Here is a 22,209-nt window from a genome sequence, read left to right on the forward strand (position 1 = left end):
CGTCACGTCTCCGGCGGCGGCACCGCGCCGGTCTGGCTGGTGATCAGGCCGTAATGTTCGATGCGGCGATGGCGAGCGAAATCGAAGATCGTGGTCTTGCCGAAGGCCGTGGCGTCGAGGTCGCAGGCGTGGACCAGCACCTCGTCGTCTTCGCTCTTGGCCTCGGCGACAATCTCGCCATTGGGATCGACGATCAGGCTGCCGCCGAACAGCGCATGACCGTCCTCATTGCCGGCCTTGGCGACTGCGACCACCCAGGTCGCGTTCTGATAGGCGCCGGCTTGCACCGAGAGGCGGTTGTGGAACAGGCGCTTCTCGACGCCCTCCTCGCTCTTCTCGGCATTCACCGACGGCGTGTTGTAGCCGATCAGCACCATTTCGACGCCCTGCAGGCCCATGACGCGATAGGTCTCGGGCCAGCGGCGGTCGTTGCAGATCGCCATGCCGATGATGCCGCCGAGCTCGCGCCAGACCTTGAAGCCGAGATCGCCCGGCTCGAAATAGCGCTTCTCCAGGTGCTGGTGCGAGCGCTTGCTGTCGTATTCCACATGGCCCGGCAAATGCACCTTGCGGTATTTGCCGACGATCTTGCCGGTTTTGTCGGTCAGGATCGCGGTGTTGAAATGATGACCGTCCGGCGTCAGCTCCGCATAGCCGAAGTTCATCGCGATTCCGTGCTGCGCCGCGCGCTCGAACAGCGGCCTGGTCGCCGCGTTCGGCATCTCGCGTTCGAACCAGATGTCGAACTCGGCGCGGTCCTCGACGTACCAGCGCGGGAAGAACGTCGTCAGCGCCAGCTCGGGATAGACGATCAGGTCGGCACCCTTGCTCTTGGCTTCGTCCATCAGCGCTATCATGCGTTTGACCACGGCCTCGCGGCTGTCGGCTTTCTGGATCGGGCCCATCTGGGCGGCGGCGACATTGACGATGCGCATCAGCGAATTCCTGATTTCTTGAGTTTCTTGGCGAGGCTTGGGATCGCACCTTCAGGGGCGTGTTGGCGCGCGCAGCATATCGCAGCCTCGCGCTGTTTTTCCAGCCGAGCAGCTTTCATGCCGTCCGCCCCCATTCGGCATCCTGCAACAGCCGCCAGTTGACCTTGTTGCTAGCGGTCCGCGGCAGGGACTCGACGAAGACGACGGCGCGCGGCGCCTTGTAGCTCGCCATCGCGCTCCGCGCCCAGCCGACGATGTCGCCCTCCGACGTCGTCGCGCGCGCGGCGTCATCGAGCACCACCAGCGCCTTGACGGTCTCACCGCGATAGCCGTCCGGCGCTGAAATGATGCAGCATTCCCGGATAGCCCGGTTCTGGTACATCGCCGCCTCGACCTCGGCCGGCCACACCTTGAAGCCGCTGACATTGATCATCCGCTTCAGGCGGTCGACGGCGAAGAAATAGCCGCCGGCATCGCGGTAGCCGAGATCGCCCGTGCGCAGGAACCGCTTGCCGTCCCGCTCGATGAAGGCTTCGGCATCCGCCTCCGGCCTGTTCCAGTAACCCTGCAGCACCTGCGGCCCGTGCACGACGATCTCGCCGACCACGTTGTCGTCGAGCTCGACCAGGCTGTCGGGGTCGATCACCCTGGCATCGGTCTCGTGCACGGCGATGCCGAGGCACTGCCGCTTCGGCGCCGCCATTGGATTGAGGTGCGTTGGAGACATCGTCTCGGTCATGCCGTAGCCCTCGACGAAATCGAGCCCAAACCGCCCCTTCAGCCGTTCCGCGACGGCTGTCGGCATCGCCGCGCCGCCACCAGTCAGCACCTTGAGCTTCGCAAAACATTTGTCGCGGAAGCTGGCGCTGGCGAGCACATCCACGATCATGGTCGGCGCGGCGTTCCAGAATGTGACGCCATAGGTCTCGAACAAATCCGGCAGCAGATCCTTGTCCCAGCGCGCCATCAGCAGCAGCGTGGCGCCGGAGACGATGGCGGCATTCATCGAGCCCTGCATGCCCGCGACATGGAACAGCGGCATGAAGCCGGTCATCACGTCGCTGCCATCGAGCCCATACCAGCGCGCCTGCAAGACGGCGGTGAACAGCGCGCTGCGATGGGTGTGCATGCACGCCTTGGGCTTGCCTGTTGTCCCTGAGGTATAGGGCAGGATCATCAGATCCGCCGGCCCCGCCTCCATCGCACCCGGCTGCAGGTCCTGCATTATCGCGGGCGACCACGAATACCAGCCCGGCGATGACGGCGGCTCCAACGGCGCTTCGGTCACGCATGATGGCAGCGTGTAGGGCGTCGCGGCTGGAACTTCGTCGCGGTACCGCGCGACAATCCCATGCGTAATCGCCTCGCCTACCAGCGGTGCAAACACATCGCTTAGCTCGCTGCCGATGATTGCAACCCTGGCGCCGCTGTCCGCGGCGAGATACGCGATCTCGGCGGTCTTGTTCATGGGATTGACCGGCACGATCACGCCGTTCGCCCGCATCGTCGCATAGTAAGCGATGACGTACTGCGGCGAATTCTGCAGCGCGATCATGACGCGGTCGCCGCGCTTCACTCCGCAAACGCCTTGCAGAAAGCCGGCCATGGCATCGACCCGGTCACGCAGCTCGGCGTAGCTCAGGCTCGCCCCGTAGAACATTGTCGCCGGATGCGAGGGACGTTCACGTGCAGCACGCGCCAGCGCGTCGTAGAGCGTCCCCTCCGGCATCGCGAGATACCAGGGCTCGTTCGCCGGCCAGGCCGGTGACATCAGGGACGTTGTGTGGTTCACCCGTGCTTCTCGTCAGCGATATCCAGGCCGTGGTCGAGCGCGTCCAGAAGCTGGTTAGCCTCCCTCTCGGAAATCACCAGCGCCGGCGCCAGGAACAGCGAGGTCTGCTCGCCGCTGGTACCGATCACCGCGCCTGCTTCCAGCGCGCGTTCCGCGACGCGCGAAGCAATCGGCACCTCGGTGGTGTCGGCGTGCCAGGTGCGCCAGTCCGGGCCGTGCAGCTCAACCGTCCAATGCAGCCCCTGCCCCGCTACGCGCTGCACGCTCGGATGCTTTTGTGCGATCGCGAGCAGGCGGCGGGCGAACAGCTTCTCGAGGCTCGCGATGTGCTCCAGAATCTTATCGTCGCTGACGACCTTCAGATAAGCGCTCACCGCAGCCATGCTGATCGGATGACCGCGCAGCGTGCCGTAATTCTGCCAGCTCGTTCCCTTCAGCCGCTCGACGATGTCTTTCGACACCACGACGGCAGCCACAGCGGCCGCGCCGCCACCGAGCGACTTTCCGAGCGTCACGATATCGGGGCGGCTCTGCGCGCCCTGGAACGCGAACCAGCGGCCCGCGCGGCCCGCGCCGGTGACGACCTCGTCCGCGATCCAGTACGAGCCGGCCTGCCGGGCGCAGCGCGCGACCTCATCCTGATAGGCACCGTCGTAATAGATGCCGCCCTGGGTGTAGTCGATGATCGTCGCTGCCGTATCCGAGAGCAGGCGCGGAGCATCCGCCAGATATTCACTGGGCGGCGCTTTGTTGGCCGGCGCGCCGTAGATCGCGCCATGCGGCGCCGGCAGGATCCGCACCGGCGCCATCGGTGCCGGCATCTTGGAGCCGCCGGCGTGCACGGCGAGACCGCCGTGCCATTGCGGCTGCACGGTCATGCTGCGCGACAGGCCGGTGATGCCGTGATAGGCGCGCTCGCGCGTTGCCAGCGCCGAGCGCTGCGTCAACGCCTGGCACAGCGACAGCGCCATGTCATTGGCCTCGCTGCCGCTGATGCAGAAGCGCACCGCGCCGACCCAGTCCTCTTCGCCCTTGAAGGCGATAGCCATCAGATCGTCGGCGGCCTGCTCGCGGCCGACCCAGGTCCAGCCCTCGTTGACGACGGGCGTATCCGCCGCGCGGCGGATCGCCTCCACCATTGCGGGATGGCGGTGGCCGAGTCCGCCGCCGGTGTTGCTGCCGTCGATCAGCTTGCGGCCATCCGCAAGGTGAAAGTAGACGCCCTCGCCGCCGACCACGGCCATCGGCGCAGCCTCGCCCGCATTCAGCCCGGTTCGCAACAATCTGCTCATCGCCACTGCCTCACTCCGCCGGAACGGCGCCGTAGCCACCGCCACCGCACATCTCGATCGTGACGAGATCGCCTTGCTGCAACACCAGGTTCGACTTGCCGTCGATGGCGACGTTGGCGCCCTGCCGGACCAGCGAGATGCGGCAGGCCTCGCCGGGAGAGCCGCCCTGCATGCCCCACGGCGCCATCACCATGCGCTCGATGCAAGTGGTCAGGTGCATCGAGGGCGCCAGGATGCGGTAGGTGCGGACGGAGCCGTCACCGCCGCGATGTGCGCCCGCGCCGCCGGAATTCCGGCGAATCGCCTGCTGCTCGAGCCGGATCGCGTAGTTCGCCTCGATCACCTCGACCGGTGTGTTCGAAGTGTTGGACAGATGCACGCGGGTTGCGGACGTGCCGGCGCGATCGTGCCGCGCGCCTTCACCGCCGCCATGGACCTCGTAGAGCATCTTCCACGACCCGTTCGGCCGCGGCTCGGCAAAGAACAGCACGCCCGCGGTGGTCGCCCCGCCCGCCGACAGACGCTCGGGAATGGTGTCCTGCATGGCGCGAAAGATCGCATCGACGATGCGCATGGAGGTCTCGTGATTGCCGGCGGCAACGGAGGCGGTCCAGCCGGGCTCGAGGATCGAACCCGGGCGCGTGATGATGGTCAGCGGCCGCAGTGCGCCGGCGTTCTGCTGCATGTCGCGTCCGCTCATGATGCGCGCGGCATAGGCGACCGCCGAGCGCGCCATGAACGGCGTCGTGTTGCAGAAATTGGAGACGCGGTCGCAGCTTCCGGAGAGGTCGAAGGTCGCTTCATCCCCGCGAATGGTGATCTTCACATGGATGCGCGCCGGCGCATTGTTTGCGCTGCCGTCGTCGAGATAATCCTCGCCCTCGTAGACGCCATCCGGAAGATCGCGCAGTGCCGCCCGCATCTCGATTTCGGAGAGGTCGTGCAGGCGCGACTGCGCCGCCATGAAGACTGCCTTGCCATGCTCGCGGCAGAGCTCGACGATGCGCTTCTCGCCGGCCTTGGTCGCCGCGATCTGGGCAAGGAGATCGCCCTCGCAGGATTCGGCATCGCGAACGTTGGCCTTGAGCAGCTGCACGATCGGCGTACTGAGGCCGGCGGCAGTCGCGATCAGCACCGGCGGAATCCGCATCGCCTCCTGGAACGTATCGACGGCCTTGGCGAAATAACTGCCGGGCCAGGTGCCGCCGATGTCAGGCCAATGCGCAAGGCTGACTGCGAAAGCCACGATCTCGCCCTCGAAGAAGACGGGGCGCACGACCTTGACGTCGTTGAGATGATTGCCGCCGAGCGCGCCGACATTGTAGATCACGACGTCGCCGTCGTTCAGGCCATCGCGCGGCATCACCTTCAGGAGTTCGGGGATGGTGTAGGCCATCGCGCCGAGATGGATCGGAATGTCGCGGCCCTGCCCGACCAGGCCGCCATGGCCGTCGGTAATCGCCGATGACAGGTCGCCGGCCTCGCGCAGGAGCGGCGAGCGCGCCGAACGCGTCATCACGAGGCTCATCTCCTCGGCCGCGGCGGAGAGCCCATGCCTGATGACCTCGACGACGAACGGATCGAGCTTCATGCCGCCCTCCGCGTCAGGAACAGATTGCCCGATGGATCGGGCCTCGCCTGCCAGCCCGGCGGCACCACCACGGTCGACCAGGCGTCTTCGATGATGGCGGGACCATTGATGGTCTCGGTGAGCGACGCGCGGTCGACGATCGCGGTTGCGATGTCGTGGAAGCCGTCGAACGAGCAGGTGCGCGTGGTCATAGACACTGCCCTCGCCGCGGTCGCCGGCCGGCTGACAATTGTCGTCGACGGGCGACGGGCCTGCACCCGCACCGACTCGATAACGCAGGGTTCGCCGGTCGCATAGCCGAACAGCTCATGATGCCGCGTCAGGAAGTCCTGCTTCAGCCTGGCAACGTCGAGCGGCAGCGTGAAGGATACCGGAATGGCGTCGTTCTGCGCGGCGTAGCGCATCAAGGCCACCAGCTCGACCTGGATCTCGGCCTTCGCAACATTGTTGGCGAGAAGCGGCGCCGAGGCATCGGCAATCAGGGCCTCGATCCGTTCCGAGACGCGCGCGAGATCGATGCCGTCGAGGGCAGCGCGAAGGGTCTGCTGCTGCAGGAAGCTGAAATCGGCAGTGAGGCAACCCAGCGCCGAGAACGCGCTCGAGGCACTGGGCACGACCACCTCTGCAATGCCGTAGAGATCGGCGAGGCCCGCGGCATGCATAGGACCGCCGCCGCCGAAGGCGAGCAACGTACAGTCGCGGCCATCGATGCCGCGCTCGACCGTGACACGGCGGAGCGCGCGGGCCATGGTCGCGTTCGCGACCTTGATGATGCCGAGCGCCGTCTCCGTCAGGCTCAGCCCGAGCGCGCGGGCAATCGGCGCGATGACGCGCTTTGCGGCCGCGATGTCGATCCCGATGCGATCACCAAGCTTGGTCTCGGGATTGAGATAGCCGAGCACCGCATTGGCATCGGTGATGGTCGGCTCCGTGCCGCCGCGGCCATAGCAGGCCGGGCCCGGCTCGGAGCCGGCGCTTTCCGGCCCGACCGTCAGGCCGCCGGGACCGTTGCGCACGATCGATCCGCCGCCGGCGCCGATCGAATGCACCGCGAGCATCGGCTGGCGCAGCGGCTTGTCGCCGAGCATGCGGCCGTCGGTCATTTCGGCCTGGCCGTCGATGATCAGGCACACGTCCGTCGTGGTGCCGCCCATGTCGAAGGTCAGCATCCGCGCGCAGCCGAGCTGGCGCGCGATGCTGACCGACGCCGAGACGCCGGCCGCCGGGCCCGACATCGCCATCACCAGCGGACGCCGCTTCACCGCCGAAATCGGGACCATGGCGCCGGCGGAGTGAAACACCTGCAGACCGGGCCCGATCGGCAGCCGCTGCTCCAGCTCGCTGAGATATTGAACCGCGATCGGCATCGCGGCCGCGTTGAACACGGTTGCCGAGGTTCGCTCATATTCGCGCGCCTCGGGATTGACCTCGTGCGAGAGCGAGACATGGGCGACGACGCCCCTGAGCCGCTCGCCCAGCATCTTCTCGTGGACTGGATTGGCATAAGCGTGAAGGAGCGCGACCGCAACGCTCTGAACGCCGGTGCCTTTCAGCCACGCCACCAGGCGTTCGATCTCGGCTTCCTCGAGCGCCTTCAGCACCCGGCCCTCATGATCGAGGCGCTCGGCGAGCCCAAAGCATCGTTCGGGCGGCACCAGAGGCGGCGATTTCGGCGGAATGTCGAGCCGATAGAGATCGCGCCGGCGATAGCGGGCGATCTCGAGCACGTCGGCAAAGCCTTCGGTCGCGACCAACGCCACCTTCGGCAGCCGGTTCTCGACGATCGCGTTGGTCACGCGCGTGGTGCCGTGGACGAAGCGCTTGACCTCGCTCTTGCGCAGGCCGACCGCCTCGATCGCCTCCAGCATCGCCTGCACCGGTGCGTCGGGGCGCGACGGCACCTTGGCAATCCGCGCTTCCGCGGAATCGCGCCGGATCGCGATGATGTCGGTGAAGGTGCCACCGATATCGGTGCCGACCTCCCAGTGATTGCCGGAATCGCTCATCTGCACAGTCAGCTACGCATGACGTTCATCATCATTCCCTGTCATGCCATCACGTGCGAGCGTGCGACAGAGCGATGGCCGCGGGATAGGGCCAGAGTTGTCGCAAACCACTGGGCCAGCACAGCCACCGGCATTGCGCGGCGCACCATCGACTGCACGTTTTAGTGCAGCGCTGCTCGCGCAGAGAGCAGAAGCACACGAAGCAGAAATGTGCAGCCCACCCCTGGATTCTTCGAGGCAAATAGAAGCGCCCGTTGCACTGCAATCGGATCGCGCGAGGTCGCTTGTCTAATTTGCAGGCGATCGAACGGCGGTGCGGGAGAGAGGACTGACCAGGAGCTATGCACGGAGGTCGGCTCAGCCTCTCTTTATTGTACGGTCAGTAAGCGAGAACATCACCGGCCGCTGGTGGATAACCGGGCGTAGCACCCGGCGTGCCGTTTCAAGCTGCTCAGGCTGCCAGCCATGCCCGCAAGCGCCGCCAACCGATGACGATGCCGGTGATGGAGAACATCAGCCCGAGCGTACAGAGCCCGACGATGAGAGCGTCACGCAGCCGCGCATGAGCCAGCAGAATCGGGAAGTCAAGCGTGTGCAACGCACTGTAAAGCCAGCGATAGGCGCGGCGCGACGGGTCCAGCCTTTGCAGCACCTTGCCATCGGCAGCATCGACATCGAACCAGAGATCGCCGCACGTTGTGCGGTAGACGGGGACCCCCGGAAGTGCGGATTGCGCTGGATAGCCGTCGTTGCCGGCGAGCAGGAACGGTGCGGCACAGCCGGCGCCAAGGCGCGCTGTCAGGTCGCCGATCTCCGGCCTATCCAGATATGCCGACTGTCCGCGTGGCACGTCCCCTGCCTTGATCAAAGCCTGACGGCCGAGACCAACCCGGTCGCGCCGATAGACCTTGGCGCCGAACGCGAACCATTCGACCTCGAGCGCCGACGGCGATATTGGCTGCAGCGATGAAGCGTCTCGCCAATCCGGGGCGGCATCGACCACGGCGGCCTCCGCCGGCGTCAATTGCCCGCGCGAGAACAGCCGGCCGTGATCCATCGACAGCCAGCCGCTGAAGATCCAGGTCAGCACGAACACGGTCACGACAAGACCGATGATGTGATGCAGGGCGTGCCAGTCCCGATAGGGCGACGAGAGCTGGCGTCCCCGTATCTTCACACGCACGATTCCGAGCACCGCGCCAAGCAGTGCTGCGATCAGGGCCAGCAGCGACAGCGTCCAGACCACGCGATCCCACAGCGCCCAGCTGCTGCGCAGAATTGTCGGATAGATCCAGTGCAGCACGCTGCCGGCCCAGTTCCACGCGCGCTCGCTGCGCGTCGTATCCAGGACGATTTCGCCGGTCAGCGACGAAACGTAGACCTCCGTTCCAGGGGCATCGCCGAGAGCGGCGCGAAACAAGGGGCGATGCCGATCAAAACCGTTCGGCACGCTCCACTGATCGTAGTCCGACCGCGCGACGATTGCAGCGCGCACCGCCTCAAGCCCGCGCTGACGTGAATAAGCTTGCACGATGGTGAGCGCGACATCGGCTGATGTCACCGACGCGTCTCCTCCATCGGAGGCGCGAACCGCTCGCGAACCTGCGGAGCCCGAGACGACGTAGACCGGTCCATCGCTCCGCTGGATCAGCCGAACACGTGTCGCATCGGCAATCCCGCTCGCCGCAACGGCGTCCGCGACCGAGATCCTCGTCCCGTCGCGATCGACCGGCACAAGTCCGGCAAATCGCTCCGCTTCCGTCAGCGACGGAAACGGGACGAAGTGCATGACGATCCCGCTCGCGAACCACATCGCGAACAACAGACAGAACGCGATGCCGAGCCAGCGATGCGTGAGGACGATCGCGCCCATCATGCGCTCAGGGCCTCACCATTTGAACGCGGCCGATATTTCATAGGTGCGCGGCGCGCCCAGGAGGATCTGGTCCGGATAGAACGGATCGCCCCAGATCGCATAGCGCTTATCAGTGATGTTGCGGACACGGAAGGTCAGGCGGGCCTGGTCGACCGCATTGAACGCCGTCTTGGGGATGTCGACGAAGGCGTAGACGTCGGCCACGGTGTAGGCCTTCATCGTCACGACGTTGGCGTCGGTGTTGTAGCGGTCGCCGACATGACGACCGGTGATGCCAAGCTCCACCGGCCACGGTGTGAAGAAGCGATACGACGCGCCGGCGTTTGCGACGATACGCGGCACGTTTGGCGGCGTGTTGCCCGAGAACGAGCCGCCGGCAAAATTGTAGTCGGCATAGCGCGCATCGACATAGGCGATGTTGCCCCACAGCCGCAGCGGCTCGATCGGGCGTATCGAGGCGGCAAGCTCGATGCCCTTCGACTCCTGCCGCCCGGCGATATTCAGCTGCATGCCGCCGGCGGCCGCATAGACGTTCTTGCGCACGATGTCGTAGGCCGAGAACGACCATTCCGCCCGGTTGTCCCAGAACAGGTGCTTGACACCGGTCTCATAGGTGCGCGCGGTGGTCAGATCGAGCGGCTGGGTGGGCGAGAGCAGGAAGATGTTGTTGGCTGCGACGTCGGCGCCGGTGGCGTACTGGCTGAAGAAGGTCAGGCCGGGAACGGCCTCCCAGGTGTAGCCGATGCGGCCCGTCACCGGCGCCCAGTCTTTCGTGAACGGGAAGCCCGCCTTCACGATCCCGTTCTTGTCGGTCGAATTACGGTCGAGCCCGATATGCTCGACGCGGAGGCCGCCGATCAGCGCGAAGCTGCGCGTCAGCTTGAGCCTGTCCTCGAATGACAGCGCCTCGTTGTCGATGCGTGCGGTCTGCTGCTGCGTCGTGAGCAGGCCGTAGAAACCGCGGTTGGGGTCGACCAGCGAAACGGAATCGCCGGGAAAGTTTGCCGCGCCGGGCCTGACGAAATCGAGATAGCTCGACGACAGCGTCGTGACCAGCCGGTTATCGAAGCCCGCAATATTTGTATCCCAGATCAGGTCGGTGATGTTGCCGACCAGCCGCTGGCTGTGGGCGACATAGAAACGCTCGCGATCGACCAGGTTCGTGGTGGAATTGAACGCCTCGATCTCGTTATTGAACCAGATTCGTTCCGCGCCATAGCCATAGGCCTGACTTTTCAGCGTGAGGTCAGGCGCGAGCTTCAGCTCGAATCCGCCACGCAGCCACACTTCCTGCGCCACGTTGCGGTTATCGAGAACGTTGTAATTGGTGTTGAAGGTGCGATCGTCGATGGTGACGGCACCGAGATTCGTTCCGTTGTAATTCGAGACGTAATTGCCGGAGACGATCCCCGTCGTCGCGTGCGAACCGCTGAAGGCGACCGGCACCAGCGGCGCGCCCCAATAGGCCTTCGAGCGGTCTTCACGATATTCGACCGCACCCCAGATCCTGAGGCTGTCGGAAACACGGTAGTTGAGCTGGCCGGACGTGCCGAACGTCCTGACATTGGTGTCATCGGCAAAGCCGTTGAGCGTGGAGCGGCTGATGTCGAAGCGATAGTCCAGTCCCTGCACATTGGTGCTGCCGCCGGAGCCGTAATGGGCACGGAACGAATTCAGCGAGTCCCAGGAGAAATTGGCATCGTTACGGGCAGGTCCGGTGTGGGGCTGCTTGGTGACGAAGTTGATAGCACCGCCCGCGGCGCCCTCGCCCGAAATCAGCGAAGCCGGGCCCTTGAGGAATTCCACCGCTTCCAGATTGGCGGTATCCACGATCCGCGAGGTCATGTTCTGCGGACCGATCTTGATGCCGTTGTAGAGCGTGTTGATCTGGCTGTTGGTGAAGCCGCGCATGGAGAAGGCGGAAGGTTCGGCCGGGTTGTCGCCCGAGGTGACGCCGACGGCGCCCTGCGCCACCTCGGACACGGTGCGATAGCCCTGCTCGCGCATCGTTTCGGCCGAGATCACCTCGACGGTCGCGGGCGTCTGCCGCACCGTCAGGCCGAGCCGCGAGGCGCTTTCGGCAACGGCATTGGTGTTGAGAGGCGTCTGTGCCGTCGAATCCGGCATGACGGGTTTTGGCGCGGCGGATACAGCCGCCGGCCTGCGCGCTGCCGCGCGACGCGCGCTCTGCGCCGCTCCTGCTGCCTGTTTGGCCGGCTTGCGCGCCTGGGCGGGCGACACCTCGATGGGTGGCAGGGACTCCCGGGCCTGCTGCGCCAGAGCGGCAGGCGGACCAAGAGCGGCGAAGGACGTGAACGCGGCGGAAACCAGCAGGACGCGGCGCGGTCGTGCGATACGGATGGAAGACACAGGTCAAAACCTCGGTATGACGTCAGTGGCACGTCACAGCGAACGAGGTTTCACCTTCGGCTTTAGCCGTCCGATGAAGCCGAATGTCTGTACTCCCCGACCGACATCTTCGCGTGTGACCACGGCTGACGGCAGGTCTCCTGGCTCGCGGGTCGTAACCGCTTCGTCGCCTTCCCGGGACCGAGGACCCAGTGGCTCGTGACGAAGGATTCACCGCTTACAGTTGCGGGGGCAGCCGCGGCATTGGGGACAATTTTCCCCGCACCGCATTCCCTTTTCATTCCCTCTCGGGAAAACCGTCGCGAGCATCTAGGATTACCACCAAGACAGAGTCAATGTGCCAGTTGCGGCGTTGGGGCCACAGCAACCAACTTCCCTGGAGATGAGCATGGAAGGCGAGACCTTCCTCTGGTTGATCAGGCATGCGGCCGTCGCGGGCGTGCCCGGGACGATCCATGCGGCCGATGCGCGGCCCGACCTCGGCGATCACGCCACATTGGCGGCCCTGAGGCGGCGCTTGCCCGCGGATGTCGCCGGATATGCCAGCCCGTCGCGGCGCACGGTCGAGACGGCGCGCGCGCTGGGACTCGAACCGGAGCTGGTCAGCGAATTCGGCGAGCAGGATTTCGGCGACTGGACCGGCCATCGGCATGACGAACTCGCCGCGACCGGCGGCGAGGCCTACGCGCAGGTCTGGCGCGATCCCGCGCACGGGCGGCCGCCGAATGGCGAGAGCTTTGCGGATCAGGTCGCCCGCGTCCGCCTGGGCCTGGCGCAGATTGGCGCAGGCTCCGCGGCGCTGGTCGTTCATTCCGGGACCATTCGGGCCGCGCTTTGCATCGCGCTCGATCTCACACCGGAAGCTGCGCTGCGCTTCGTGGTCGATCCGCTGTCGCTGACCCGGATCGACCGGCTCGCGGGCGGCTGGCGTGTCGTCTCGGTCAACCAGCGCGTGGCTTGAGCCGCATCAAGACGGCCGATCCGGCACGTTGGCCTGCGCGAACGTCGCCATGCCGTTGTGAAGTGCGCAAGCCGAGCGGACCAGCGGCAGCGCGATGGCGGCACCCGATCCCTCGCCGAGCCTGAGATCGAGGCTGATCAGCGGCTGCACATTCAGCGCGCGCAACACCAGCCGATGTCCCTGCTCGGCCGATTGATGCGAGGGCAGCAGGAATGGCTGGCAGGGCGGGTTGAGGCGCGCCGCCGCCAGCGCCGCCACCGAGACGATGAAGCCGTCGATCAACACGGGGATACGGCGTTGCGCGGCCGCGATGATCGCGCCCGAGATCGCCGCGATCTCGAGGCCGCCGACCGCGCACAGGATCTTCTCGGCCGCGGCTCCGGCGACGCCGTGGCGCGCGATCGCCGCATCGATCACCCGCGCCTTATGCGCCCGGCCCGACGCATCGACGCCGGTGCCGCTGCCCGCGATCTCCCCGGCGCTCACACCGAGCAGGCTCGCAGCAATCGCCGCCGACGTCGTGGTGTTGCCGATCCCCATCTCGCCGAAGATCAAGAGATCAGGCCGGTCGGCCATGGCGCGCACCACCGCGCGCTGGCCGGCCTCGAAGGCGAAGGCCAATTCCTTGGGCGTGAGCGCGGCCTCGACACTGAAATCGCGCGTGCCGCTGCGCGGCTTGTCGGTGACGATTCCCGCCATCTGCGCCTCGGCCAATGTGCCGGCGTCGACCACCTCGAGGCTCGAACCCAGCTCGCGCGCCAGCACCGAGATCGCGGCGCCTCCGGAGGCAAAATTCGCCATCATCGCGATGGTGACGGCTTGCGGATAGGCCGACACGCCCTGCGCGACGATGCCGTGGTCACCCGCGAAGATGATGATCGGCACCCGCGCAGCGCGCGGCTGCCCGGTCGCCTGCAAGCCCGCAAGCTCGATCGCGAGCTGCTCGAGCCGGCCGAGCGCGCCGGTCGGCTTCGTCAGTTGCGCCTGCCGCGCAATGGCCGCCTCGCGATGAACAGCGGAGACCTCGGGGCAGTTCTGGGTAACCCATTCGGGAAGCATGCTGCTCAACGCCTGCGTTTGAGAATATAGCTGTCCATGATCCAGCCGTGCCGCTCGCGCGCCTCTTGCCGCAACGCGACGATGCGCGAGCCGACCTCGGCCAGCGCGCCGGACATGAGGATCTGATCGGGCATGCCGAGATAGGCCCCCCACCAGATGTGAAGCCCGGCCGGATCCAGCGACTGGAACGCCGTGCCGCCATCGAGCATCACGACGACGGTATCGACGCCCTGCGGCCAGCCGCCTTCGCGCAAGCGCCGCCCCGTCGTGACCAGGAACGGCTCGCCGATGTCGTTGAGCGGCAGCGCATGCGCCGCGCACAGCGCCTGGATCGAGGTGATCCCAGGCACGACTTCGATTGTCGGCAACGGATTCAACCGCCGCGCAATGCGCAGCGAAGAATCATAGAGCGAAGGATCGCCCCAGATCAGCAGCGCGACCTTGCCCTCATCTTCGAGATGCCCAGCGATCGTCTGCGACCAGGTCGCGGCCACCGCATCGTGCCAATCGTCTACGCCCTTGCGGTAGTCCGACTCGGTCGCATCGCGCACGGGAAGATCGAATTCGGCGATGCGCGTCGTTTTGTTGGTGAGCACACCGGCGCAGATCGTTCGCCTGAGATCGGCGAGATCGGATTTCGCAGTCCCCTTGCGCGGGATCAGGATGAGATCGGCCGCGTTGATGGCGCGGGTCGCGGCGCGCGTGAGCTGCTCGGGATCGCCGCAACCGATGCCTATCAGGGAGAGCGTGAGCATCGCGAGCGCGACGGGCGGCCACGGCGGCCGCCCTTTCGCTTGTCTCTCAGGCCGCGTTGTGAAGGCGCGGCGTGACGAGGCCGGGCGCGGTGACGCCACGCAGCGACTTCGCCAGCGCCAGCACGGCGAGATCGGCCAGCGGCTCGATCACGATGACCAGCGCATAAGCGGCAGCGAACGTCGCAATGCTGGCGAGGTTGCTGATCGCAAAGCCGGAGCCATAGAGCGCCCAGAACGCCACCCATGCGATCACGCCGGCCTGGTAGGTCGTCGAAAGCGCCAGCGCCTGACCGTATTTCAAATCGACATAGGCGGTGTTGCGGGCAATGATCCGCGTGGCGATCGCCTGGATCGCGAACAGCGGCACCAGCAGCGTGGTGACGTTCATGCCGTATTGCGGCAGGTCGACCGGCTCCAACAGCATACCCTGAAGCAGCAGGCCAAAGGCAAGGCCGAAGGCCGCGGGCGCAGCGCCGAATAACAGGAACAAGGTCGAGCCGAGGATGAAGTGCACCTCCGATACCCCGACCGGGAAGTGCGGCAGGATCTCGAAGAAGACGAAGACGAGAGCGGTGGTGGCCAGCGTCCGCGCAGCGAACGAGCCGATGCCCTGCTCGCGCACGGTCTCGACCGCCAGCTTCAGCGCAACGCCGCCTGCGGCGATGCCGGTTGCGTAACTCAGCACGAGCTTGGCGCCTGTGACCAATCCTGGTTCGATATGCATGGCTCAGTTCCTTCCTGCCGTCACACCCGACGGCCTTGGCCTCAATACGTGCACGGCCGGTCTCCTGGCTCGCGGTTCACTGGTTCTCCGGCCTTCCCGGACCTTGCGGGTCCAGTGGCGGTTCGGAGGCCCTCACCACTTACAGTCGCGGGGGCGGCTGGGGTTTTGGGCGCCGCAACTGGGTCCGCCCATCCCCATTCCCGATTATGCTCCGGCGCTTTGCGCCGCGTCGAGCACCATGCCTCTCTTGTGTGCCCCTTTCGCATTGCAGGCGTCAAGGGGCGAACCGCTGCCGGAGCCGTCATGCCGGATATTCTCCCGCCAGCGCACCGAACAGGATCACGGCGGCGGTGGAAGCGGCGCCGCCGCGCGCAAGCTGCTCGGCGAGCTCGGCAATGGTGGTGCGGACCAATCGTTCGTCAGATCGCCCGAGGGATTCGGCGAACAGCGCCGGGGTGCCGGCGGCGAGCCCGTGCGCGATCAATTTTGCGGCAAGCGCCGGAAACGTGCGCCGGCCCATATAGACCACGGTCGTCGCCTCGGGATCGGCCAGCGCCGCCCAATTCAAATTGGGTGGCAGCTCGCCGGTGACGTCGGCACCGGTGATGAACTGCACGCGGCGGGAGGTATGCCGGCGGGTCAGGGGAATACCGGCCTGCGCGGCGGCAACACAGGCGGAGGTGACGCCGGGAACGATCTCGTAGCCGATGCCGGCATCGCGCAGCGTCTCGATCTCCTCCTCCAGCCGGCCGAAAATGCCGGCATCGCCCGACTTCAGCCGCACCACGCGGGCGCCGGTTGCGGCGTAGTCGACCAGGAGACGGTTGACGTGGTGCTGCTTGGTCGAAGGACGCCCGGCCCGCTTTCCCACCGCGACGAGATTGGCACCGGGCCGGGCGAGATCGAGGATCGCGCCGGAGGCAAGATCGTCATAGAGCACGACGTCGGCCTCGCGCAGCCGCGTAGCGCCCTTCACCGTGAGGAGCTCGGGATCGCCGGGGCCGGCGGAGACGAAAGTGACGAAGCCGCTCACCGGTCCTCCGCGATCAGATGGAAGAACGTGCCGGTGGCATGGCCACGACGCGAGCCGGTTTCGGCAATGACCGCGCCGGTGGCATCGTGCACGATCGCGAGCGGCGTATCGGGCTGGGCGAGGATGGTCGAATAGTGGAACTCGTGGCCGCGCAGGCGCGCGCCAGGCTTATGCCCCGGCATCGGCGCGGCCAGTTCGGCAAGACGATAGCCGAGATGCATGCGGCGCTTGGCAAAGCTGGTCTCCAGGCCGAGCAGCCCTGTCATCTCATGGCGGATACCGTCGGCGTCGGTCAGGCCTGCACCCAGCACCATATAGCCTCCGCATTCGCCATGCACCGGCCGCGTCTCGGCGAAAGCGCGCAGTCCGCTGCGAAAGCGCGCATTGCCCGCGATCTTTCCTGCATGAAGCTCGGGATAGCCGCCGGGCAGCCAGCACACGTCGGCGCTCGCGTCGGGCACTTCATCGGCCAGCGGCGAGAACGGCACGATCTCGGCGCCCGCCGCGCGCCAGGCTTCCAGCATATGCGGATAGACGAACGAGAACGCCGCATCGCGCGCCAGCGCGATGCGCTGGCCGGGCGGCCTCACGTTCAAGCCGTTCGCCACAGCTTGCGGCGACCATTTGCCTGCCGAGTGGAGCACCGCATCGAGATCGACGTGCTCGGCGACAAAGCGCGCGGCTTCGTCGATCAGCTTGCCGATCTCGGCCTGCTCCTCGGCCTGCACGAGGCCGAGATGCCGCTTCGGCAGGCTGATCTCGGCATGGCGCGGCAGCGCGCCGAACACTTTGATGCCGGCCTCGTTCAGCGCGCGCCGCACCAGATCCTCATGGCGCGGGCTGGCGACGCGATTGAGCACGACGCCGCCAAGGCGCACGCCGGCGCGGTAATCGCGAAGGCCGGCGGCGATCGCTGCCGCAGTCTGCGCCTGGCCGGAGGGATCGATCACCAAAACCACCGGCCAGCCCAGCATCTCCGCGATATCAGCTGTCGCTCCGGTGCCGGAGACGCCGCGCGCAGCGACACCGTCGAACAGGCCCATCGATCCCTCGGCGAGCACGACATCTGCATTGCCGCCACGGCTGACGAGATGCGCGACGGCGCTGCGATCCATCGCCCAGCTGTCAACGTTGACCGAGGCGCGTCCCGTGGCGGCGGCGTGGAAGGCGGGATCGATATAGTCGGGCCCACTCTTGAAGCACTGCACGTTCAGGCCGCGATTGCGCCAGGCGCGGGCCAGCGCCAGCGTCAGCGTGGTCTTGCCGACACCGGAGGCCGGCGCGGAGATGACGAGGCTCGCCGCCATCACGACGCCTCCGGAAAGCGCGGCTCGGCACCAACGGGCCGGTAGCGGCGGTCGTAATCGGCGGCGTAGAGGCGGCTCTCGTCGAAATCGGCAGCGCCAAGCGTCTTGCCGACCAGGATCAACGCGGTGCGCTCCATCTCGCCACCCACGGCCGCATCGAGCGTTGCCAGCGTCGCGCGCACGATGCGCTGCTCCGGCCAGCTCGCGCGCCAGACGATCGCGACCGGGCAATTCGCGCCGTAATACGGCGTCAGCTCGGCGACGACCTGGTCGAGCAGATGGATCGACAGGTGGATCGCGAGCACCGCGCCGGTCGCAGCGAACGCAGCGAGCTTCTCGCCCCCGGGCATCGCGCTGGCCCGGCCCGGCGTGCGCGTCAGCACGACCGTCTGAGCAAGACCGGGCAGCGTCAGCTCAGCCTCGAGCGCGGCCGCGGCAGCCGAGAACGAGGGAACGCCGGGTGTCACCGAGTAGGGAATCCCCAGCGCCCGCAAACGGCGGAGCTGCTCGCCCATCGCCGACCAGATTGAGAGATCGCCGGAATGCAGCCGCGCGACATCCAGGCCTGCCGCATGCGCGGCTGCGATCTCGGCGATGATCTCGTCGAGCGACATGGGCGCGGTATTGACGATGCGCGCGCCGGGCGGGCAATGCGCCAGCACGCCCTCCAGCACCAGCGAGCCGGCATAGAGACAGACTGGACAGGCCGCGATCAGGTCGCGGCCCCGCAACGTCAGCAGATCGGGCGCGCCCGGCCCGGCGCCGATGAAATGCACCGTCATACGCCGTCTCCTTCGGCGATCGCCGCGGTCGCACTGCGATCCTGCGAGACGACCCGTGTTGCAATCAACCGCGCGTGCGGACCGGCGACCACGAGCGCTGCAGCCTCGGCCACAGATCCGGTGCCGAATTTCTCCGCGACGAGCTTCGATTGCGTGGGCGTGTCGATGCCGGCCAGTGTCGCGACCGGAACAGCCCTGATCGGCACGCCGCATTCACGAGCGAGTTGCTTCAGCGCCTCGGTGTCGGCCTTGTCGCTGACAGTTGCCATCGCCGCAAGCCCTTCCGCACCGCCCGCAGCCAGCAGCGCTTCGCGCAGCGAAGTCAGCGTCACGTCGCGCTTGAAGCCTAAACCGGCGACCTTCATCGCACCACACTCCACTGCACCACGGGGCGTGCCGCCTCCCACGACCGATAGCGGCCGAGCGGGACGGCATGCGAAATTTCGGCCCGCATCAGTTCGCCGCCGTGACGCTGATGCAGCTCGCCGAGCAGAGCTTCCGTCTCCAGCGTCACAGCATGCGCCACGAGCCGCGTACCCGGCGAGAGCCGCGTCCAGATCGCATCAAATAACACTTCGTCGAGACCACCGCCAATGAAGACGGCATCCGGCGCTTCCAACCCGGCAAGAGCTTCCGGTGCCCTGCCCGTGACGACTGTGATCCGATGCGTCAGACCGAAGGCGGCCGCATTCTTGCGAATGTTCGCGACGCGATCCTCGCGCGCCTCGATTGCGGTAGCCGTCCCGCCGCACAGCGCCCACTCCACAGAGATCGATCCCGATCCGGCGCCGATGTCCCACAGCCGCTCCCCCGGACGCGGCGCCAGCGCGGAGAGCGCCAGTGCGCGGACCGGCCGCTTGGTGATCTGGCCGTCATGGACGAAGAGGTCGTCTGGCAGGCCCGAGCTGCGCGGAATGCCCTGTGCGCCCCTCGCCTCCACCGCTACCGCAACCAGATTGGCAGCGCGATCATCAGCAAAGTCCATTGCGCAATACTGCTGGACAGCTTCGCGCGGCCCGCCGAGCGCGGCGAGAGTCCAAAATGCGGAAGCGCCCCAGCCGCGTTCCGTCAGCCATTTCGCAAGATCGCCGGCGGCTTTGCCATCGCGCACGAGGCAAATGATGCGCGCGGCGCGCACCAGGTGCGGAGCGAGACGTTCGAATGATACAGCGTGCAGGCCGAGGCAAATGGTCGACTCCAGTCGCCAGCCCAGCCGCGCGGCCGCAAGCGAGAACGTCGACGGTGACGGATGCGCGATCCACTCGTCGCTGCCGAGCTTCTCGGCGAGGCTTGCGCCGGCGCCATGCCAGAACGGATCGCCGGAGGCGAGCACCACCGTCGGCCGACCGCGGCAGCTCAGCACGACATTCGCATCGAACGGCACCGGCCACGGACGGCCGCGGCTGCCAATTTCGGCAAGCGCAAGATGACGCTCGCCGCCGAACACGGTTTCGGCCCTGGCAAGCGCCTTTCGGCTTGCCTCCGACAGCCCAGCAAGGCCATCTTCGCCGATACCGATGATGGTCAGCCAGGGATCAGACATGATTCGCGCCCTCATTCTGGGCGGAACGGCCGATGCGAGCCTGCTCGCCGCGGAGATCGCGCGCGCCGGCATCGACGCCGTCTATTCCTATGGCGGCCGCACCCGCGCGCCGGCCGATCAGCCGCTGCCGACCCGCATCGGCGGGTTTGGCGGCGTGAGCGGGCTGACCGACTACATCCGCCGCGAAGGCATAACTCATGTGATCGATGCGACACATCCCTTCGCCGCGGAAATGAGCCGCAACGCCGTCGAGGCGTGCGCGCAGACGGGCACGCCGTTGCTTGCGCTGGAACGCGCGCCCTGGATCAAGGCGGCCGCCGACACCTGGCTGGAGGTGGTGGATGTCAACGCTGCGGTCGCCGCACTGCCGGACGCTCCGGCAAACGTGTTCCTCGCCATCGGCCGCCAGCACATCGCGCCGTTCGCGACGAAGCCGCAGCACGCCTACACGCTGCGCTTCGTCGATCCGCCCGAGGCGCCGCTGCCCTTCGCGGCCGATGTGATCGTGTCGCGCGGCCCCTTCACCTTCGACAGTGAGCTCGAGATGCTGCGCACGCGCGGCATCTCCTGGATCGTTGCCCGCAATTCCGGCGGCGACGGCGCACGCGCCAAGATCGACGCGGCCCGCAGGCTCGGCCTTCCCGTAATCATGATCTCGCGACCAGAGCTGCCGGAGCGCCGGCGGGTCGAGCGCGTCACTGACGTGATGCAATGGCTCGGTCATTCTACCCGCCTCGGCGCATAGACCCAGCGGCCGACGCGGCGTGTCTGCGAATTGCCGAGGATGACAAGCGTGCGCATGTCGGCCATCTCGGGCGTCGCCTGGCTCAGAGTCACGATCTCGATCTTTTCATCAGCCGCGCTGATCGCGCGCGCGAAGATCATGAGACGCTCGCCGCAGCCGGCCTCGCGAAGCAGCGCCAGCGCACGGCCGAATCCTTCCGGGCGGCTGGCCGAGCGCGGGTTGTACATCGCGATGGCAAAATCGGCTTCCGCCGCGAGGCGCAGGCGTTTCTCGATCACGGTCCACGGCTTGAGATTGTCGGAGAGGTTGATCGCGCAGAAATCATGTCCGAGCGGCGCGCCGGCACGCGCGGCGGCCGCCAGCATCGCGGTGACGCCGGGCAGCACGCGGATCGGCAGCTCCCGCCATTGCGGCGCCTGTTCGAGGGCCTCGAACACGGCGGACGCCATCGCGAACACGCCGGGATCGCCGGAAGAGATGACGACGACCTGGCCGCCGTCGGCGGCAAGCCGCAGGGCCTCGCTCGCACGTTGCAGCTCTTCGCGATTGTCGGAGGGATGCAGGGTGAGCCCAGGCCGCGGCGGCACGCGTGCGACATAAGGCGCATAGCCCAGAATATCGGTCGCCGTCGCAAGCGCCGCCGTGACCTCCGGCGTCACCAGCGCGTCGCTGCCCGGCCCGAGGCCCGCGATGGTCAGGGTGCCCGTCATTCGGCGGCGTCCAGATGCCGGCCCTTGCCGTGCACGAGGACGATCGCGAAGTAGGGGCAGTCGGCCGCGTCGATCTCGGCGAGCCGCACCACGCGCTCGCCCGGCATGGTGCCGCGCTCGACCAGCCAGGCATCGTCGAGCCGCCCGGCGCAGCGAAGCGCGCGGCGCACCTTTGCCAGATTGCGGCCGGTCTTCATGACGACCAGCGCATCGGAATCGCGCATGCGGCGTTCGAGCTCGGCCTCGGGGAGCGTCCCCATCAGCACCGTCGTCACGTCGTCGCCGAGCGCGATCGGCTGCCCGACGCCGTTCCAGCAGCCGACCATGCCGGGAATGCCGGCGATCACCTCGATCTCGACGCGGCCTTGCAGGCGCGTGTGCAGATGCATGAAGGAGCCGTAGAAATAGGGATCGCCCTCGCAGAGCACGACGACGTCGACGACGCGCGAAAGCCGCGCCAGGCGCTCGGCCCATTCGTCATAGAAATCTGCGAGCAGTTGCACGTATTCGGGGCTGTCGAAAGCAATCTCGGTCGTAACCGGATATTCCATTGGATATTCGGTAACGCCCGCAGCCAGCATGCCCTCGACGATGCGGCGCGCCTGGCCGGGCCTGCCCTTCTTGCGAAAATAGGCGACGTGGCTAGCGCCCCGCACCGTACGATCGGCACGCACGCTCATCAGATCAGGATCGCCGGGGCCGAGACCGCAGCAGATGATGCGTCCCAT

Annotated in this window: 19 protein-coding genes and 2 riboswitches; of the genes, 2 read left to right on the plus strand and 17 right to left on the minus strand. The window is 66.8% G+C overall.

Annotated elements, in window-relative coordinates; all coding sequences use genetic code 11:
* Positions 1-2: 2 nt before the first annotated feature.
* The 7 genes from ACM43_RS16090 to ACM43_RS16120 form a co-directional block, all read right to left on the minus strand.
* Positions 3-935, minus strand: a complete 933-nt coding sequence (locus ACM43_RS16090; RefSeq protein ID WP_271541166.1) for an N-carbamoyl-D-amino-acid hydrolase — start codon at positions 933-935, stop codon at positions 3-5.
* Positions 936-1,050: 115 nt separating this feature from the next.
* Positions 1,051-2,727, minus strand: coding sequence for a long-chain-fatty-acid--CoA ligase (locus tag ACM43_RS16095; protein ID WP_271541168.1), 1,677 nt, complete (start codon positions 2,725-2,727; stop codon positions 1,051-1,053).
* Positions 2,724-4,019 carry an aminotransferase class III-fold pyridoxal phosphate-dependent enzyme gene (locus tag ACM43_RS16100; RefSeq protein ID WP_271541170.1) on the minus strand — a complete coding sequence of 432 codons (1,296 nt, stop codon included), beginning with the start codon at positions 4,017-4,019 and terminating at the stop codon, positions 2,724-2,726. Before ACM43_RS16100 ends, ACM43_RS16095 begins: the two co-directional genes overlap by 4 nt.
* Positions 4,020-4,029: 10 nt before the next feature.
* Positions 4,030-5,610 (minus strand): hydantoinase B/oxoprolinase family protein, encoded by a 1,581-nt coding sequence (locus ACM43_RS16105; protein WP_271541172.1) that lies wholly within the window; start codon positions 5,608-5,610, stop codon positions 4,030-4,032.
* Positions 5,607-7,616, minus strand: a complete 2,010-nt coding sequence (locus tag ACM43_RS16110) for a hydantoinase/oxoprolinase family protein (protein WP_271541174.1) — start codon at positions 7,614-7,616, stop codon at positions 5,607-5,609. Before ACM43_RS16110 ends, ACM43_RS16105 begins: the two co-directional genes overlap by 4 nt.
* Before the next feature lie 451 nt (positions 7,617-8,067).
* A complete protein-coding gene (locus tag ACM43_RS16115; protein WP_271541175.1) occupies positions 8,068-9,492 on the minus strand; it encodes a PepSY domain-containing protein in 1,425 nt (474 codons plus the stop codon).
* A gap of 12 nt (positions 9,493-9,504) precedes the next feature.
* Positions 9,505-11,862 (minus strand): TonB-dependent receptor, encoded by a 2,358-nt coding sequence (locus ACM43_RS16120; RefSeq protein WP_271541177.1) that lies wholly within the window; start codon positions 11,860-11,862, stop codon positions 9,505-9,507.
* Positions 11,863-11,975: 113 nt separating this feature from the next.
* Positions 11,976-12,178: riboswitch (cobalamin riboswitch) on the minus strand.
* Positions 12,179-12,250: 72 nt separating this feature from the next.
* On the opposite strand from ACM43_RS16120, the gene ACM43_RS16125 reads away from it, so the two are divergent.
* Positions 12,251-12,823: a histidine phosphatase family protein gene (locus ACM43_RS16125; RefSeq protein WP_271541179.1), complete on the plus strand. Its 573-nt coding sequence runs from the start codon at positions 12,251-12,253 to the stop codon at positions 12,821-12,823.
* A gap of 6 nt (positions 12,824-12,829) precedes the next feature.
* On the opposite strand, the gene cobT is transcribed toward ACM43_RS16125, so the two are convergent.
* The 8 genes from cobT to cbiE form a co-directional block, all read right to left on the minus strand.
* Positions 12,830-13,882, minus strand: a complete 1,053-nt coding sequence (gene cobT, locus ACM43_RS16130; RefSeq protein WP_271541181.1) for a nicotinate-nucleotide--dimethylbenzimidazole phosphoribosyltransferase — start codon at positions 13,880-13,882, stop codon at positions 12,830-12,832.
* Positions 13,883-13,887: 5 nt separating this feature from the next.
* Positions 13,888-14,637, minus strand: coding sequence for a precorrin-6A synthase (deacetylating) (cobF, locus tag ACM43_RS16135; RefSeq protein WP_271541183.1), 750 nt, complete (start codon positions 14,635-14,637; stop codon positions 13,888-13,890).
* Between the two features lie 46 nt (positions 14,638-14,683).
* The gene (locus ACM43_RS16140) at positions 14,684-15,361 is read right to left on the minus strand and encodes an energy-coupling factor ABC transporter permease (protein WP_271541185.1); all 678 of its coding nucleotides are present in this window, start codon (positions 15,359-15,361) and stop codon (positions 14,684-14,686) included.
* Positions 15,362-15,398: 37 nt separating this feature from the next.
* Positions 15,399-15,617, minus strand: a riboswitch (cobalamin riboswitch).
* A 45-nt stretch (positions 15,618-15,662) separates the two neighbouring features.
* A complete protein-coding gene (gene cobA, locus ACM43_RS16145; protein ID WP_271541187.1) occupies positions 15,663-16,394 on the minus strand; it encodes a uroporphyrinogen-III C-methyltransferase in 732 nt (243 codons plus the stop codon).
* Positions 16,391-17,701: a cobyrinate a,c-diamide synthase gene (locus tag ACM43_RS16150; protein ID WP_271541189.1), complete on the minus strand. Its 1,311-nt coding sequence runs from the start codon at positions 17,699-17,701 to the stop codon at positions 16,391-16,393. Before ACM43_RS16150 ends, cobA begins: the two co-directional genes overlap by 4 nt.
* A complete protein-coding gene (gene cobM, locus ACM43_RS16155; protein WP_271541191.1) occupies positions 17,701-18,483 on the minus strand; it encodes a precorrin-4 C(11)-methyltransferase in 783 nt (260 codons plus the stop codon). The genes ACM43_RS16150 and cobM overlap by 1 nt, the downstream gene beginning before the upstream one ends.
* Positions 18,480-18,848: a cobalamin biosynthesis protein gene (locus ACM43_RS16160; protein ID WP_157282585.1), complete on the minus strand. Its 369-nt coding sequence runs from the start codon at positions 18,846-18,848 to the stop codon at positions 18,480-18,482. Before ACM43_RS16160 ends, cobM begins: the two co-directional genes overlap by 4 nt.
* The gene (gene cbiE, locus ACM43_RS16165; protein WP_271541193.1) at positions 18,845-20,026 is read right to left on the minus strand and encodes a precorrin-6y C5,15-methyltransferase (decarboxylating) subunit CbiE; all 1,182 of its coding nucleotides are present in this window, start codon (positions 20,024-20,026) and stop codon (positions 18,845-18,847) included. The genes ACM43_RS16160 and cbiE overlap by 4 nt, the downstream gene beginning before the upstream one ends.
* Here cbiE and ACM43_RS16170 point away from each other — a divergent pair.
* Positions 20,025-20,771 carry a cobalt-precorrin-6A reductase gene (locus ACM43_RS16170; RefSeq protein ID WP_271541195.1) on the plus strand — a complete coding sequence of 249 codons (747 nt, stop codon included), beginning with the start codon at positions 20,025-20,027 and terminating at the stop codon, positions 20,769-20,771. The genes cbiE and ACM43_RS16170 overlap by 2 nt on opposite strands.
* Here ACM43_RS16170 and cobJ read toward each other — a convergent pair.
* Complete coding sequence (cobJ, locus tag ACM43_RS16175) at positions 20,747-21,481, minus strand: precorrin-3B C(17)-methyltransferase (protein ID WP_271541197.1); 735 nt, start codon at positions 21,479-21,481, stop codon at positions 20,747-20,749. The genes ACM43_RS16170 and cobJ overlap by 25 nt on opposite strands.
* Positions 21,478-22,209: a precorrin-2 C(20)-methyltransferase gene (locus tag ACM43_RS16180; RefSeq protein ID WP_271541199.1), complete on the minus strand. Its 732-nt coding sequence runs from the start codon at positions 22,207-22,209 to the stop codon at positions 21,478-21,480. Before ACM43_RS16180 ends, cobJ begins: the two co-directional genes overlap by 4 nt.

The sequence above is a fragment of the Bradyrhizobium sp. CCBAU 45321 genome (genome assembly GCF_028128975.1).
Lineage (GTDB): Bacteria > Pseudomonadota > Alphaproteobacteria > Rhizobiales > Xanthobacteraceae > Bradyrhizobium > Bradyrhizobium yuanmingense.

Bases quoted from the DNA above. Each gene is read 5' to 3' on its own strand.
- cobM (WP_271541191.1), bottom strand. From the start codon at position 18,483: ATGACGGTGCATTTCATCGGCGCCGGGCCGGGCGCGCCCGATCTGCTG.
- ACM43_RS16100 (WP_271541170.1), bottom strand. From the start codon at position 4,019: ATGAGCAGATTGTTGCGAACCGGGCTGAATGCGGGCGAGGCTGCGCCG.
- ACM43_RS16140 (WP_271541185.1), bottom strand. From the start codon at position 15,361: ATGCATATCGAACCAGGATTGGTCACAGGCGCCAAGCTCGTGCTGAGT.
- cobJ (WP_271541197.1), bottom strand. From the start codon at position 21,481: ATGACGGGCACCCTGACCATCGCGGGCCTCGGGCCGGGCAGCGACGCG.
- ACM43_RS16160 (WP_157282585.1), bottom strand. From the start codon at position 18,848: ATGAAGGTCGCCGGTTTAGGCTTCAAGCGCGACGTGACGCTGACTTCG.
- ACM43_RS16105 (WP_271541172.1), bottom strand. From the start codon at position 5,610: ATGAAGCTCGATCCGTTCGTCGTCGAGGTCATCAGGCATGGGCTCTCC.
- ACM43_RS16150 (WP_271541189.1), bottom strand. From the start codon at position 17,701: ATGGCGGCGAGCCTCGTCATCTCCGCGCCGGCCTCCGGTGTCGGCAAG.
- ACM43_RS16170 (WP_271541195.1), top strand. From the start codon at position 20,025: ATGATTCGCGCCCTCATTCTGGGCGGAACGGCCGATGCGAGCCTGCTC.
- cbiE (WP_271541193.1), bottom strand. From the start codon at position 20,026: ATGTCTGATCCCTGGCTGACCATCATCGGTATCGGCGAAGATGGCCTT.
- ACM43_RS16090 (WP_271541166.1), bottom strand. From the start codon at position 935: ATGCGCATCGTCAATGTCGCCGCCGCCCAGATGGGCCCGATCCAGAAA.
- ACM43_RS16110 (WP_271541174.1), bottom strand. From the start codon at position 7,616: ATGAGCGATTCCGGCAATCACTGGGAGGTCGGCACCGATATCGGTGGC.
- ACM43_RS16180 (WP_271541199.1), bottom strand. From the start codon at position 22,209: ATGGGACGCATCATCTGCTGCGGTCTCGGCCCCGGCGATCCTGATCTG.
- ACM43_RS16115 (WP_271541175.1), bottom strand. From the start codon at position 9,492: ATGATGGGCGCGATCGTCCTCACGCATCGCTGGCTCGGCATCGCGTTC.
- ACM43_RS16125 (WP_271541179.1), top strand. From the start codon at position 12,251: ATGGAAGGCGAGACCTTCCTCTGGTTGATCAGGCATGCGGCCGTCGCG.
- cobF (WP_271541183.1), bottom strand. From the start codon at position 14,637: ATGCTCACGCTCTCCCTGATAGGCATCGGTTGCGGCGATCCCGAGCAG.
- cobT (WP_271541181.1), bottom strand. From the start codon at position 13,882: ATGCTTCCCGAATGGGTTACCCAGAACTGCCCCGAGGTCTCCGCTGTT.